Origin of the sequence: Pseudoalteromonas sp. CNC9-20 (genome assembly GCF_022347875.1) — a bacterium.
In the GTDB taxonomy this organism is placed as follows: domain Bacteria; phylum Pseudomonadota; class Gammaproteobacteria; order Enterobacterales; family Alteromonadaceae; genus Pseudoalteromonas; species Pseudoalteromonas ruthenica.
Genome location: NZ_JAKRFS010000002.1, coordinates 370291 through 386455 on the forward strand (window position 1 = coordinate 370291; position 16165 = coordinate 386455).

At 47.3% G+C, this 16165-nt stretch carries 11 protein-coding genes; 7 read left to right on the top strand and 4 right to left on the bottom strand.

Features of this window, described 5'->3' with window-relative positions; genetic code table 11:
- Positions 1-6: 6 nt before the first annotated feature.
- The gene (gene ushA / locus MHM89_RS05320; RefSeq protein WP_239408282.1) at positions 7-1626 is read left to right on the top strand and encodes a bifunctional UDP-sugar hydrolase/5'-nucleotidase UshA; all 1620 of its coding nucleotides are present in this window, start codon (positions 7-9) and stop codon (positions 1624-1626) included.
- Here ushA and MHM89_RS05325 read toward each other — a convergent pair.
- Positions 1613-2602: a hypothetical protein gene (locus MHM89_RS05325; RefSeq protein ID WP_239408283.1), complete on the bottom strand. Its 990-nt coding sequence runs from the start codon at positions 2600-2602 to the stop codon at positions 1613-1615. The genes ushA and MHM89_RS05325 overlap by 14 nt on opposite strands.
- A complete protein-coding gene (locus MHM89_RS05330; protein WP_239408284.1) occupies positions 2599-3246 on the bottom strand; it encodes a phosphate/phosphite/phosphonate ABC transporter substrate-binding protein in 648 nt (215 codons plus the stop codon). Before MHM89_RS05330 ends, MHM89_RS05325 begins: the two co-directional genes overlap by 4 nt.
- 455 nt (positions 3247-3701) lie before the next feature.
- Here MHM89_RS05330 and MHM89_RS05335 point away from each other — a divergent pair, with 455 nt between their 5' ends.
- The 3 genes from MHM89_RS05335 to MHM89_RS05345 all read left to right on the top strand — a co-directional run bounded on the left by MHM89_RS05335 (position 3702) and on the right by MHM89_RS05345 (position 11481).
- Positions 3702-4526: a S1/P1 nuclease gene (locus MHM89_RS05335; RefSeq protein ID WP_239408285.1), complete on the top strand. Its 825-nt coding sequence runs from the start codon at positions 3702-3704 to the stop codon at positions 4524-4526.
- Positions 4527-4604: 78 nt separating this feature from the next.
- The gene (locus MHM89_RS05340; protein ID WP_239408286.1) at positions 4605-7817 is read left to right on the top strand and encodes a TonB-dependent receptor; all 3213 of its coding nucleotides are present in this window, start codon (positions 4605-4607) and stop codon (positions 7815-7817) included.
- A gap of 532 nt (positions 7818-8349) precedes the next feature.
- The gene (locus tag MHM89_RS05345; RefSeq protein WP_138508325.1) at positions 8350-11481 is read left to right on the top strand and encodes a carboxypeptidase regulatory-like domain-containing protein; all 3132 of its coding nucleotides are present in this window, start codon (positions 8350-8352) and stop codon (positions 11479-11481) included.
- 47 nt (positions 11482-11528) lie between these two features.
- On the opposite strand, the gene MHM89_RS05350 is transcribed toward MHM89_RS05345, so the two are convergent.
- Complete coding sequence (locus MHM89_RS05350) at positions 11529-11975, bottom strand: MarR family transcriptional regulator (RefSeq protein WP_239408287.1); 447 nt, start codon at positions 11973-11975, stop codon at positions 11529-11531.
- Between the two features lie 103 nt (positions 11976-12078).
- Here MHM89_RS05350 and hmgA point away from each other — a divergent pair, with 103 nt between their 5' ends.
- From hmgA to MHM89_RS05365, 3 genes are all read left to right on the top strand, one after another.
- A complete protein-coding gene (hmgA, locus tag MHM89_RS05355; RefSeq protein ID WP_045979892.1) occupies positions 12079-13380 on the top strand; it encodes a homogentisate 1,2-dioxygenase in 1302 nt (433 codons plus the stop codon).
- Entirely contained in the window at positions 13380-14006 is a 627-nt protein-coding gene (maiA, locus tag MHM89_RS05360) for a maleylacetoacetate isomerase (RefSeq protein WP_022945209.1), read from the top strand. The genes hmgA and maiA overlap by 1 nt, the downstream gene beginning before the upstream one ends.
- Before the next feature lie 72 nt (positions 14007-14078).
- A complete protein-coding gene (locus MHM89_RS05365) occupies positions 14079-14366 on the top strand; it encodes a DUF1496 domain-containing protein (protein ID WP_239408288.1) in 288 nt (95 codons plus the stop codon).
- 54 nt (positions 14367-14420) lie between these two features.
- Here MHM89_RS05365 and MHM89_RS05370 read toward each other — a convergent pair whose 3' ends face one another.
- On the bottom strand, positions 14421-16055 hold the full coding sequence (locus MHM89_RS05370; RefSeq protein ID WP_045979891.1) for a diacylglycerol kinase family protein: 1635 nt from the start codon (positions 16053-16055) through the stop codon (positions 14421-14423).
- Between the last annotated feature and the right edge of the window lie 110 nt (positions 16056-16165).

The following is a 16165-nucleotide window of genomic DNA, read 5'->3' on the forward strand; positions in this document are numbered from 1 at the left end:
TCTCCTGTGCGCCTAATTACTCTTTCAGTGCTTACACTGCTCAGTGCATGCTCTGCCTCCACGCCGACACCCGAGTCACACTCTGACTCCGCACAAGCGCACTATATTAGTGTGTTTCATACTAACGATCACCATGGCCGCTTTTGGCATAACGATAAAGGTGAATACGGTATGGCCGCGCGCGCAACATTACTAAAACAGTTGCGCGCACAAGCTAAACAACGAGGCGATACCGTGCTGTTGCTCTCAGGGGGAGATATCAATACTGGTATTCCTGAGTCTGACTTACAACACGCGGAACCTGATTTTAAAGCCATGACGTTGTTAGGCTACGATGCCATGGCCATTGGCAATCATGAGTTTGATAACCCATTAGCGGTATTAGACAAGCAGCAACGTTGGGCCGACTTTCCGTTGCTGAGCGCTAATATTATCGATAAACGCAATGGCGAGCCTGCTTACACTCCTTATACGCTGTTACAAAGAGATAATCTAAATATCGCTATTTTAGGCCTGACCACCACCGACACCGCGAAGATTGCGAACCCTGATTTTATCGGTAATTTTGATTTTATTGAGCCCGCAACCGCAACCAAAAACATGCTTCCTAAAATTGAGCGCCGCAACCCTGATATCGTTATTGCCGTCACGCACATGGGTCACTACAGCAATGCTCAACACGGCATTAACGCCCCCGGCGATGTAACCTTAGCTCGCAATTTGCCCAAAGGCGCCGTAGATATGATCATCGGTGGCCACTCCCAAGAACCAGTGTGCGTGGCGGCAAAGAACAGCAACAATGATGGTTACCGCCCAGGCATGCCCTGCCAGCCAGATAATCAAAACGGTATTTGGATCATGCAAGCCCATGAATGGGGCAAGTATGTGGGTCATGCTCGATTTAAACTGCTAGGTGAAGAGCTGACTCTTGAAAGCTATGAGCTGATCCCAGTAAACCTTAAAGACGCGACCGGTGAATGGGTCGGTGATTACATCAACAAAGACCAAGAAATGCTCGACTTTTTAACTCCTTACCAGCAAAGAGGCCAAGAAAAGTTAAGCGTGACTTTAGGGCATACCGAAGTTCACCTTCAAGGCGACAGAAACAAAGTCCGCTTTGGACAGACGAATTTAGGACAGCTGATCACCCAAGCACAAATGAATCATGTCGATGCTGATTTTGCAGTCATTAGTGGCGGCGGTATTCGTGACTCAATCAGCCAAGGAGATATCGATTACAAAGATATTCTTCGTGTACACCCATTTAAAAACCGCATTGGTTACATTGAATTTAGTGGTCGTGAGGCTTTTGCATACATCAGTAAAGTCGCATCATACCCTGTCGATTCTGGCGCCTATGCCCACTTCAACCAAGTAGCACCGGTGTGCGAGGGGGATGAATTAGTATCAGTGCGCATTGACGGTCAACCGTTAGAGCTAGATAAGACCTATCGTATGAGTATCAATAGCTACAATGCGGCAGGTGGCGATGGCTATCCGCGTTTAAACACCGACACCCGCTTCGTTGACACTGGCGACTCGGATGCCAGTATTTTGAGCGAGTATGTAAGCAAACACAGCCCTATTAAGGTAATTAACGTGCCTCATCCGGTTACTTGCCAATAACCTCAAAATCATCGTCATCGACGGCCCTAAGCCCATAGTGATGGACACGCGAGCGTGACCCTTCACCATGGGCTTTAGGCGGAAAATAAGGCTCTTTATCTTGCGAGTCTGCTGCAAACACTTCATCCAGTGCAGCACGAATTTCACTCAGCGTTTTCTCTAAACTATTGCCAAAGTTGGGACGCTTTCTAATTGTGTGTCCTAAATCGATTAAGCGGCCAAAATACTTATGGGCCAAATCCAGTAGCTCCTGTGGCACCTCTTTATTTTGATTTAACGTCACCTCAGGGTATTCAATACCAAACTCCAACAGCGCCAGATAAAAACAAAGGGGTTTGTTCGCCAATTGCACCTGCCTGCCTTGCTCACCATAGCGTAGGCTTTTATCTGCTAAATCAATGAGTAGGCGCTTGCGCTCAAGTATCGGCGTACCCGCTTCTCGCGCTTTATCTAATTTGCTTTGGAGGGTTTTAAACCATGCTCGCATGGCGACAGACAGCAACAGCACGATGAGGAAAGGCCAAGGGCTCAATAGCTGGGCTAGAGGCATCACCGCTGGTGACAGCGTCACGGTGAACGTCTCACCACCTGTGCGAATGAGGTTGAAGCTTTCAAGATTGCTTGTCTCATTACCGAGCGTTGTACCCGCTATTGCATGCACTTGAATTGCGTAACCTTGTGATGTGAGGTGAGTGTTGAGCTGCTTAAGATAGTGCACCACGCGTTTGCGATCGCCCGGTACCTCCAACAACCTATTGGGTAGTCCAATGTATTGAGCATCCAGGGCTATCCGTGTTTTGACATGGGCTATCGCTTGTTGCTGTTGATGATGCCAGCTATTCAATGCCCCCACTGCGTAACTGCAGTAAGCGATAATCATAGCCAAGCATGCAAATAAAACCGTGGCGATATTGGCATTAAAGCGCCGAACCCAGCTGTGCACATGCTTCAGCAATGCAACTTTAATCGCTCTCACAGCGGCTCTCCTTGAAATGTTGCGGGTGCTGAATCACTGCACTGCCAATAAGGTTTTGCTTGTTTAAAGTATTGTGCCGATTGCTCTTCTGCTTGGCTTAAAATAGCGCCCTGAATAGCGCAGGCTAAATCAGGGTTGTCACTGGCTTGGCGTAAAAACCAATGGCTACCACTGATATTGTCACTGATTGCGGTTATATAGTTTGCAGAAAAACGCTCGTTATCTGCTTGTTGCCAATAAGAGCTAATGATATCCACTTCACCTAGCGCTAGCTTATCTCGCAACGCACTGTGCGAGTTCACAAAAGTGATATCCAGGCTATTCATATTAATATCAAGCTCCTTAAACACCTGCTTGGGCATAATGTGACCAGAGCGACTGGTGGGATATTCAATTAAGCCAATGCGCTTATCAAGAAAGTAGCTTTTCTCTAAGCGCGGCTTTTCTTTACTAGCAATAAAATAGGCCGTGTAAGAAGGATAACCGACTAGCGGTGAGTAACCATAGGTTTCATGGGCGGTAAAGGCACTGAAGAGGTTTTCCTTGGCTAGGATTAAATCCGCTAAACCTTTTCCCAGCACATTCACCTCAAACTCAGAAGAGCCTCCCCAAAAAGCTTGGACAGCACCGTATTGCTTAGACACAGTGGTGTCCTTACATAGCGATTGAGCCAATCGTTTGACGACATTTTCGCTTGGGGCAAACAACGTAAGCTGCGTTTTATTTTCCGGCTGGGTGGTATTACAACTGTAGTGAGTCGCTATAACATTACCCAGTTGCGTAGTTGCCAAGGTAAAACGCATTGTTCCGATAAGGTAACTAGTTAACGCCAGTACCATTAATGTAACCAGGATAAGCGCAGTGTCACGTCTGTTAAATATGCTTGTCACGGGCCTTTGTGCTGCTTTTATTGAATTCAATTACTATTTCAACAATTATAATTACTTATTGCAATAGGTAATTTTATTTATAAACCATAAGCATTTGTTTTATATGCTTTATTAACAAGTAATTATGAATCCCATCAAGTCCTGTTTTTTCGCTTAAAAATCCGGACAATTTGCCTTCACTTAAGCAAGCCAGTAACGTGACAACAACAATGAGTTTACAGTTCAATTATACGCATCTGAGCAAATTGACGCTTATTTGCACCCTCGCTTTTGTTAGTTTTTTCGCAACGAAAGTGAGCGCTTGGGGCGCCAACGGTCATCGTATTGTAGGAGCCATTGCTGAGCACCATTTGGATGCTAATGCAAAGCAACAGGTGTCTACCATTTTAGCGGGCCACAGTATGGCCAGAGTCAGTACTTGGGCTGATGAAATGCGCTCTTCCTCCGATACTTTCTGGCAAAAGCAGGCCAGCCCTTGGCATTACATTAATATCGACTCCGTTGAGGAATTTACACACCAGCACTTCTCAGCAAAAGAACACAAGCATGATGTAAAAGACGCTTATACAGCCATCCTAACGGCTATGAAGGCACTGCGCTCGCCAAAAACAAGCCAACAACAGCAGCAATTCTATTTGCGTTTTTTAATTCATATTATTGGCGATATTCACCAACCTATGCATGTCGGTAATGCCGAGGACCGAGGCGGTAACCGCATCGATGTCACCTTCTTTCGTGAGCAAACCAATTTACATCGTTTATGGGATACCGACCTTGTTGACAGCCAAAAGTTGTCATATTCCGAATACGCAGACTTCCTATGCTGCGTTGATATCAAGGCAATCAATAAAGACCTGGATATTAAAAAGTGGCTCATTGAGTCTCACCACTTAGCGCAAGACATTTACGCCAATACCGGTGAGCAAGTCAGCTACGACTACTTATTTACCTATCGTCCAGTGATGGAGCAACAACTGCAGCGTGCGGGTGTACGCCTAGCGGCCGTGCTTAACGCGCTATACGGACAACAATAGACCGAATTAATAACAATAAAAATATTCACTCGATTACACACTGTTTAACCAATGAAACAAAACACGGGAAACAACATAATGAAAAACGTTCGCTTAACGAAAGTGGCCGGCGCGCTCGTACTCGCTTTAGGCGTGTCAGCAAACGCTTTCGCAGCCGATACTTCATCATCAATGCGCGGTAAGATCACCACGCCTAAAGGCGATGCTGCACCTAACGTGCAAATCTCAGTGATTCACGAGCCTACCGGCACGGTGAGCACCTTTACGACTAACGATTCTGGCGCGTTCATCGCCAAGGGTTTGCGTGTAGGTGGTCCATACCGCATCCTCATTGACTCAGATAAATACAGTGATGCAGAGCTGGAGAACATCTACCTTGAACTAGGTGAAACTCGCCGCGTCACTTCTCAGCTTGAGCCTATCAACGTAGAGCGTATCGAAGTATCAGGCTACCGTATTTTGCAAAAAGCAGGCGGTTCAAGCAGCGTATTTGGCCAAGACACAATTGCTAACACTCCGAGCTTTAATAACGATATCAAAGACATTGCTCGTTTGAATCCGTTAGCAAGCATTAATGGTAGCGGCGAGCTAACCATTGCCGGTAGCAACCCAAGAAGTAACAGCTTAACCGTTGACGGCATCGGCCAAAATGACGATTTCGGCTTAAACTTTGGCGGTTACCCCACTGAGCAGCCACCTGTTGCACTTGACGCTATTGAACAAGTGTCAGTAGATACCTCACCGTTTTCAGCGAAAAAAGGTAACTTTGGCGGTGGTGTTATCAATGCGGTGACTAAATCGGGAAGCAATGAGTTTGAATTCACCGGTTTCTATGAATTCACTAACCCAAGCCTTGCTGGAGAAGTAGAGAGTATTTCTCAGGTAAAAGCAGATGGAAGACCGGTACTCGACGAGAATGACCATCGCACCTTCGAAACAACCAAGACAGACCCTATTCAATCTGAAAAGCGCTTCGGGATCAGCACCGGTGGCGCTATCATCGAAGACGAACTATTCTTCTTTGTTAACTACAACAGCTGGGCCAGTGAACTGGAAATGGACTATGGTTTTGAAGGCTCAGGTGCAACGCACGAGTATAATACCTCAGAGCAAAACTTTAATGAGTTCCTTTCTATACTCGACAGCACCTACGGTCTGAGCGATGAGCTTGGTGGTGATCCGGAAGATACCAACGACAGCTTACTGGTAAAACTAAGCTGGAACGTGGCTGAAGATCACCGCGCTGATTTCACCTACCAATGGCAAGATGACGCCGACGAGCGAAACTACGGTACCGGTGGCGACACAGTAATGTTGGCATCAAGCCGTTATACCTACGAAACCAAGTTTAACAACTTTGCTGCTAAGCTATACTCAGATTGGTCAGGTAATCTCTCAACCGAAGTTGGTATTGCCTATAAAGATGTCAGTAGCGACAGCCTCACCAACTCAAGCATTGGTAGCGTTAAGGTAGACGAATTCTTTCGCGGCCCTGCCTACCAGTTCGGCACCGATGAATATCGTCATAAAAACCAATCGGAAACGGAAAACCTCACCCTGACCTTCGATGGTACTTACTTTTGGGGTGACCACGAAATTAACTTCGGTGCTCAGTACGAATCACTGCGCCTATACAACCTATTCGCAGCCGGTTCACTAGGCATTTGGGAGTTTGATAGCCTAGACGGATTTGCAAACCGCGAAGTCGGTAACTTCCGTGGCGACTATGACTTCGAATACAGAAATGCTTACACTAACAATGCCGATGATACGGCCTATGACGCACGTCGTAATCAGTTTGCTGTGTATGTTGAAGACAAATTCTATCCAACTGATGAGTTGGAACTTACTGTCGGTCTTCGTTATGAGCGCTTATCATCAGATGATAAACCCACGCTAAACGAAAACTTCCTAGCCACTTATGGGTACTCAAACCAAGAGAACCTTGATGGTTTAGACATCATTCTGCCGCGCGTTGGCTTTAAATACTACGCGTCCGAAAACCTCACCATCAATGGTGGTGTAGGTCGCTTCCAAGGCGGTATTCCAAACGTTTGGTATAACAATCCATACCAAAATGATGGTCTAACTTATGTAGCAGCCACGTCGCAAGCGATTGCAGATTACTATTCACAAGACGGTGTTGAAGCGGATATCACCCGAGTGCCTGAAGCAATCCAAGCTTCTATGACTCAAGGCGCAGGAAGCACTAACTACACCGACCCTAACTTTGAATTACCGTCTTCAATTCGTGCTCAACTTGGCTTTGAATATGAGTTTGATTCAGAGCTACTAGGTGATGGCTTTAGCTGGACCGGTGAAGCGGTTTATCACAAAAAAGAAAACGAAGCAGTATGGCACAATACCGCTTTGGTTCCAGTGGGTGAATCAGCTGACGGTCGGGTTATTTACGAGAGCCGTTATGATGGTGAGCGCAAAGAAAATTACGATATCATGATGACCAATGCTGACGAAAACGGTCGCTCAGTGATCCTAGCCACGGCACTTGCCAAAGAGTGGGACAACGGCCTGTATGCGTCTGTAAGCTATGCGCACCAAGATATTACTGAAGTAGCGCCTGGTTCATCATCACGCGCGATCAGTAACTATAAGCATGCGCTAGTCGAGAGCCGCAATATTGATACTGTGGGCCGTGGTCACTATGAAGTAGAACACAGCTTTAAGATTAACCTTCGCTACAAGACCGAGTTCTTTGAAGGCTATGAATCACAGTTCAACATGTTCTTCGAGCGTCGTTCGGGTCGTCCTTACAGCCATTCAATGGGTTTCTATGAAGATTACCAATTCGGCGATATCGGCAGTGAGTTCCAAAGCCACTCAGCCTACCTAGCCTATATTCCATCTGGCGCTGATGACGCAGCGGTCAACTGGGGTGAGTCAGAGGTGACGTGGAATGAGCTAGAAACCTTGCTAAACCAAGCAGGCATTTCTGAGCGTGGTGAGATCATCGGCCGTAACACCGGCACACAACCTTGGGTAACCACCATGGATGTAAGCTTCAAGCAAGAGATCCCTGGGTTTGCCGAAGGCCACAAAGGCCAGCTTTACGTGATGGTTGAGAACTTCGCGAACTTACTTAATGATGATTGGGGCGTAGAAAAGCGCCTAAGCTATTCAGACCAAGCAGTCTATGACTTTGGTGGCTTAGATGACGAAGGTCGCATCATCATTGACCGTCGCCACAATGGCTTCGACACTCGTAACTACAACTCTATTTCAAAGAGTTCGTCGGGTTGGCAAGCTAAGATTGGTGTACGCTACACTTTCTAATTAGTTAGAAAATCGCAACCTCAAGCCCACCTCCTCGGTGGGCTTTTTTATACCTAGACTTCCCCCTTCCCTTGGGTTATTCGTGATCATTATACCCCTGACACTCTGCTGTGCTTTTATGCAACCGCCTCACCCGACGATATATACATCCCGCTGCTGGTTAATACTCCAACTTACAGTTTATAAACAAAGTTCAATCTAAAGCGGACAAATGGCCTTTAATTTGCTGAAAAAGAGTGACTAAGCTGGCTATGATGGGTACAATTCACCCACTTTCAACAGCCACTAAGCCAAGCGCATCAGAGTGTGTCGATATACTGGCATCTATGAGTCGATGAACTAGGCTTAGCTGTTAATATATTTAAAGCAAGTAACAATAAGAGTCACGCCGTTGAGCGAGTTAAGGGCTTATTTTTGCAATAAAATGTGCAATTTTAGCTTTTCGCAATACCACGGTAACAATAATAGTTTTTAATATCTTACGATAATTAATGACCGTCTAACTAATGACACTTAAACACGGGAAAACAACATGAAAATGCAACTTAGGAAATCGGCACTGTCGATGGCCATTGCCGCTACTGTGGGCATGTCTTCAGGTGCTTTTGCTAACGAAACCGCATCCTCAGTCAAAGGTCAAATCACTGGACCAAACGGCAACCCGGCTGCAGGCACTGAAGTGACCATTATTCACTTGCCGACAGGCTCTGCAAAAACCGCTGTAGTCAATGATGCTGGCTACTTTAGCGCCAAAGGCTTGCGCGTTGGCGGCCCATACAATGTACTGATCGACTCAGATAAATTTGAAGACCAAGTCGTTGAAAATGTTTATCTATCACTGGGTAAAGAGTACCCAGTAACAGTGCAACTTCAAGCGAAAGGCGATATCGAGCAAATCGTAGTCACCGGCCGTCCTATTAGTTCATTTTCAGGTGGCACCGGCCCGGCCGCGACCTTTACTCAAGCAGATTTAGAATCAGCACCAGCCATTAACCGTGATATTAAAGATATTGTCCGTGCCGACCCACGTATTTATGTGGACGATAGCCGCGATGCGATTCACTGTGGTGGCGCTAACCCGCGCTTTAACAGCTTAACCCTTGATGGCGTTCGTATGAACGACAACTTTGGTTTGAATTCAAATGGTTACCCAACGGTGCGCCAGCCGTTCTCGTTTGACGCGCTAGAGCAAGTCGCCGTTGAAATGGCCCCGTTTGACGTTCAGTACGGCAGTTTTACCTCTTGTAACATCAACGCAGTTACTAAATCTGGTACCAATGAGTTGCACGGTGGCGTATTCTTTGACTACACCAATGACTCGATGAAAGGCGACAGCATCGACGAAATCGATGGCGACATCGATAACGGCAACTACACCGAAAAACGCTACGGCTTTAATGTGGGCATGCCACTGATTGAAGATAAGCTATTCTTGTTCACCTCTTACGAGAAGTTGGAAGGGGTAAAACAGTTCGATTACGGCCCTATCGACAATGGTAATATCAGCCAATCAGATATCGACCGCATTCGCCAAATCACCAGCGATGTTTATAACTACGATATCGGCGGAACGCCAGGCAGCATGCCTATCGAAGATGAAAAGCTGTTGGTAAAACTAGACTGGAACATTAACGAAGATCACCGCGCCAGTGTAGTGTATAACTACAACGATGGTTTTGATCTTTCACAGTCTGATGCTGACAACGACGAATTGGCATTCTCTAGTCACTTCTACGAGCGTGGCGCAGAGTTCTACTCTATCGTCGGTTCACTTTACTCAGACTGGTCGGCCAACTTCTCAACTGAAGTACGTATCGGCAAGTCAGACCTAGATGCTCGCCAAGAGTCACTTGATGCGGCTAGCGGTTTCGGTGAATTCCAAATCAGCTACGGCCCCAATGACGACACTGTATACATCGGCCCGGATGATTCACGTCAGTCAAACGACCTTAACTGGGATAACCTGACTGCGAAAATCTCAGGTACTTACTACCTTGACCAGCACACTATTACTGCCGGTTATGAGTATGAAGATTTGAACGTGTTCAACCTTTTCGTACAGCACACCGAAGGTGAGTTCCGCTTCGACTCAATCGAAGATTATGAGCAAGGTATCGCTGATCGCGTTTATTATTATAACGCAGCAGGCAGCAACAATCCGAACGACTTAGCGGCAGAATTCTCATACCAAGTTCATACTCTATACGTTCAAGACGAGTATAGTTTCACTGATATCGATGCGACCTTGTTGTTTGGTTTACGCTATGACAAATATCAAAGCGACGACTATCCAAACTTCAATGCGCAATTTGAAAATCGCTATGGCTTCTCTAACCAGCAAAACCTAGATGGCGTCGACTTGTTGCAACCGCGTGTTGGCTTTAACTGGTTCGTAGACGATGCCCTTGAGATTCGCGCTGGTTTCGGTCTTTACTCAGGTGGTAATCCGAACGTATGGGCGTCAAGCGCTTATCAAAACGACGGTGTAACACAAATTCAATTGCGTGCAGATGACGTCGATCTGTTCAATACAGCAATGACCAATGGTGATACTCCGGGTTACGGCGTACCACAGTCACTGTTTGATGAAATCGCGGCAACCACACCGGGCGCAGGTGATTCAGCAACTCACTCTATCGACCCAGACTTTGAAATCCCGTCTGAGTGGAAGTACTCAGTCGGTGCTACGTACACCTTCGAAAATGACTATGTTGTTAACTTAGATGTATTGCACACGCAAAAACAAGATTCAGCGTACCTACAAGACATCGCTTTACGTGATAGCGGCGAGACAACCTTTGACGGTCGTCCAATCTTCGAAAGCATCGAAGGTCGCGATCAAGAGTACATGCTCACCAATGTAGACGGCGATGATGGCGAATCAACCATTATCTCGGCAGCGCTAAGCAAGTCATACGATAACGGCATCGACTTCACTGTGGCCTATGCATTTACTGATTCAGAAGATGTAAACCCAATGAATAGCTCAGTAGCGGCATCTAACTACAGTAACTTCGCAACCACCAATCCGGGTATGCCAGGACCGGCCACTTCGGATTACGAAGTACCGCACCGCTTTACGTTGCGCCTTGGCTACACCCAAGAGTTCTTCGATGGTTACGAAACTCGCTTCAACCTACTCGGTCAAGCAAGCGAAGGCTTACCTTACAGCTACGTGTTTGATACCGCAGACAGCCAGTTCGGCGATTTCAACAACTACGGCTATGGTTCACGCCAACTCCTGTACGTACCGTTGGAAAACGATCCAAACGTTGTTTATGACATGAGTGCCGAAGACCTCGCTGCGTTCAATGCATTCATCGAAGAAGAAGGCTTGAAGCGTGGCTCAGTGACCGATCGTAACTCTGAAAATGCCGAGTGGTATGTGAAGTTTGATTTGAAAGTAACGCAACAGCTGCCGGGCTTCGCAGAAGGCCACAAAGGTGAAGTGTTCTTTGTCATCGACAACCTAACTAACCTGTTGAACGACGACTGGGGCACTTACAAAAAAGGTTCATTCGTAGGCAACCGTATGGTTGATATGAATATCGACAGCAACGGCCGTTATGTTTATACCGGCTTTAACGATGGCAACCAAGACACGTCTGTACAACGCGACGCGTCACTGTGGGAAATGCGCATCGGTGTTCGCTATACGTTCTAATGATTAGTAAACACGATAATAAAAGGCTCACCTAAGGTGGGCCTTTTTTATGCCTGACGACTGGCGCTCGCCTCTGCAGCGCGGTTTAATTTCTGCAAACAACCTTTCAGCAAGGCCTGTTCCTGTGCGCTTAGCTCGGGTATTAAGCTCTGTTGCCACTGCAAAGCCCTCGCCTCTAACTCATCCATCAATGACTCGCCCAAAGGCGTTAAACGCACTTGTTTGGCGCGCCTATCCTCCGCACAAGGCTGCACCTCAACCCATAATTGTGCGTGCAAACCATTAATTGCCCGCGATGCCGTTGATTTGTCTAATAGCGCATAGTCGCATAGTTGCCGTGACGTTAGGCCTGATTTTTGTTGTCTCAAATGACACATAATGCGCCATTGGGGAGTTGATAATGAATCTTGATAAACAGAGGCAAAAGCGGCGCTGACTTTGGCCCCAGACAAGGTGAGTAGATAGGGGATGAAGTTATTTAAATCAAATGACATCGACTTTACACGTAAAATTTATGTTACACCCGCCCTGTGCGTGATGTTTGAATTTACTCTCACATGAGAGTATGTTGATTAACAATACAACAGGAGCCTACTAATGAGCAAACACACACTGCAATACATGACCGGCTTTGGCAATGAATTTGACACCGAAGCCCTTGCCGATGCCTTGCCAATTGGTCAATTCAGCCCACAGAAGGTCAACTATGGCCTTTACGCTGAACAATTCTCGACAACCGCGTTTACCGCGCCGCGCGCCGACAATCGTCGCTCTTGGCTATATCGTATTCGCCCATCGGTGGTTCAAGGAGATTATCAACCCCTGGACAATGGCTTACTGCGCAGTGCCCCCATCACCGAAGTGCCCACTCCACCGACTATGTTACGTTGGGATCCAATCGATATTCCCGTTGAGCATACTGACTTTATTGATGGTTTGGTGACCATGGCAGCTAACGGTAGCGTCAATGGTCAAGCCGGGATTGGTATTCACATCTATGTGGCCAATACCTCGATGCATGAGCGTTACTTTTATAACGCCGATGGCGAAATGTTGTTTGTGCCGCAACAAGGCGGCCTGCGGTTGCGTACAGAATGCGGCATCATCGAAATTGTCCCTGGAGAAATCGCGGTGATCCCTCGCGGCATGAAGTTCCTTGTCGAATTAATCGATGGCCCCGTGCGCGGCTATATCTGCGAAAACTATGGCCACCCCTATATTCTTCCCGAGCGCGGCCCAGTGGGTGCCAATGGCTATGCCAATGACCGCGACTTCCAATACCCTGTCGCCGCATTTGAAGACAAAGAAGGTGACTTTGAATTGGTGGCCAAATTTAGCGGCCAACTGTATCGAGCAGATATCACGCACTCACCGCTGGATGTGGTGGCTTGGACCGGTAACAGCGCGCCATACAAATATGACCTGTCACGTTTTAATGTCATGAACACGGTCAGTTTCGATCACCCAGATCCATCCATTTTCACGGTATTGACCTCTCCCTCGGGCACCCCAGGAGTGGCCAATGTTGACTTCGTTATTTTCCCTGAGCGATGGATGGTCGCCGAGCACACCTTTAGACCGCCTTATTACCACCGCAATGTCATGAGTGAATTTATGGGTCTGATTAAAGGCACCTATGACGCGAAAGAAGCGGGCTTTGTGCCAGGTGGCTCGAGCCTACACAATTGCATGTCACCGCACGGCCCAGAAGCCGAAGTGTTCGACAAGGCAAGCCAGGGCGAGCTTGAGCCGGTACGCTATGAAAACACCTTAGCCTTTATGTTTGAATCCCGCTATATCATTGCTCCCACAGAGTACGCGTTAACTGGCAAAGAACGCCAAAGCAACTATCTTGATTGCTGGAAAGGGATAAAAAAACACTTTAATGGAGAGAAATAATGAAACTATACAGTTATTTTCGCTCATCAGCGGCTTATCGCGTGCGCATTGCGCTAAATTTAAAGGAGCTGGAGCATGACATTGTACCGGTCAATTTGCTCAAATCCGAGCAGCGTGGTGAGCCCTATCTCAGTAAAAACCCACAAGGCTTGCTACCTGCCATTGAAACCGAGCAAGGCGTACTTAGTCAATCACTGGCTATTTTAGAGTGGTTGGACGAAATAGCCCCGCAGGCGCCGCTGGTTAGTGGTGATGCCTGGGAAAAAGCACAAATTCGCGCGCTGGCGTATGCCATTGCCGTCGATATTCACCCCATCAACAATCTGCGTGTGCTAAAGTATTTAACAGCAGAGCTCAATGTCAGTGATGAGCAGAAAACCAAATGGTATCAAGACTGGATAGTGACCGGCTTTGACAGCCTTGAAAATCAGCTCGGCGAGGGTCCATTTTGCTTTGGCAGCGCGCCAACGCTTGCCGACATTTGCCTGGTACCTCAAGTGTTTAACGCGCTGCGGTTTAAGGTCGATATGGACCGTTACCCCAAAATCATGGCTGTCTATGAGCACTGTAATACGCTCAAAGCCTTTGCTGATGCAGCGCCGCAGCAACAGGTGGATGCCACCTAAACACGCAAAGCAACAGGTCTCATAATTGTGCCTGTTGCCTTGACATAACGATTACACCTCGGAGAAGCCGATATGCGCACAGCGCTTGTGGTATTGATAACACTGATGTTCGCCCCGCAAGGGGTTGCCGATACCAAGAAAACCAAAACGCGTGTTTGGGTCGATGCGCAGCACACATCGGTGTGTTGGTATGAAGAGCGTCGTTACAGTGAAGGAGCGGTAATTGACATGTTTGGGGCGCCGAAAATCTGTGCCCGTAAATACCCAAACCAGGATAACGGCGCGCTTATCTGGCGAGCTGTAGACAAACAGGGCCACCCAATTTATCCCGAGCAACAAGGCAAAATCCGGGTGCACTAACTAACGCTATAAGGTGATTGAGCCCAATGACCTGGGCCCAATCACTTTGTACTTTTAAGATGACTCTTCGTTGCGCTGCGGAGCCATTACACGCAATGATGAGGGCTGAATCTCAATGACCAACTCATCTGCCTGACGAGTTTCACCATCTATTACGTAATCAATCGGTTCATTGGCTGTAACACGCACCTTGCGGGCATTGGTATGGTGCGCATTCACATCGAGTTGAGTTTGAGTCACACTGTTAAACGCAAGCTCAGCAATACTAAGTACGTTAACACTGGAGTCTTTGGCCGGTTCGAGCCAATTGACATCCAATAAACCATCGTCATGCTCAGGTTGCCCTCGCCCTTGCGCTAGCAAAGTAAAAATAGGCGCTGCATTGGCAATAATCATACTGTTTGTATGCACAGACTGAGGTGCCATATCATCCAATGTTAACTCGTAATCTTTGGCCTTATGCTCGCCAAGTGCTTGCCAGAAGCCTTGCAAATAGGCGAATTGGCCGCTGTTATTTTTGGCGTCGCGATGAGCGCTTTCAATCATTTTTTGCTCAAACCCTAGGCCGATGAGTAACAACGTTAACTCATCATTACAGCGCGCTGTGTCTATGGCCTGAACATCTCCACTGATCAACACATCAAGGGCCTTATCAACCCCAAAGGCTTTAGACTCAATCCCCATAATCACATGCGCTAAGGCGTTGGCCGTGCCCATGGGAATAATACCCAAGACGATATCGCTATTACAGATCACTGAGGCGACTTCGGTGACCGTGCCATCGCCGCCGCAAGCAATTATCATATCAGGATGATCGGCCAACGCTTGCTCGGCTAGCATCGCCGCATTCACCTCCTCTGTGGTGGTTTTCACCGACATATCAAAATAGCCATTGAGGCGTGACATGATCTCGTGCTTTTTTTCACCCCATAACTTACGTCCGGAAACTGGATTAGCAATTAAGCACACTTTATTGCGTACTTCGAGTTCACCACTGCTATGCATTTTCTTCAGGGCCTTGCGCTGGAAACGATTGAGGTTGGCCGTCTCACGGGTCTCCTGAATTCGCGACAATACTTCGTCTAAGTCCGCCTCAGGCTCTTTAGCTAGTAAGTAAGCAGCCATCACTAATACCGAGCGCCCGCGTCCAAGGGCACAGTGTACAACCACATTGCGGTTGCGTTTGCGGTGGTGGTGAATCCAGTTGATGGCTTGGCGCAGTTGCGCGCGGTTTGGCGCCGCATGATCCAACACAGGGATATTCAAATAACTGATGTTTTCACCGATGAGCGACCAGTCCAAACCATCAAACTCGCAGGTAGCGTCTAGTATGGCAGTGACATTTTCATGCTTAAGGGTTTCCACGTCGGAAGGAAACAGTCGGCAGGCGAGAAACAAGCCTGGCTCAACTTCTTGAATAGGCGGCACTTTATCTGTGCGCCGTTGCCAAGAGTTATATAGTTGCGCACCTAATAAGAAAGGAATAAATGCCCACCGAATATACCAAGGAATACTGCCATCTTGACGCTTTCTAAAAATGCGCCCTAAATTGGCGATATAGGCCAAGGAAACCAGTAGTAACGACAGTGCGCTCCAGTAGAAAAAGATTGCGAAATAGGGAATTTTAATAACTACGGCAATGGCACAAAGCGCCACGGCCATCAATAAGTAAGCAACAGCAGCGTACATCAACCACTCCTTGTATAGTGTTATAGTAAAACCATATCACGATCACCAGTAAGCGCAAGCGCTAAAAGCCCCTCTTTAAATACCGATGTGTACCGCTTTAATACAACGAA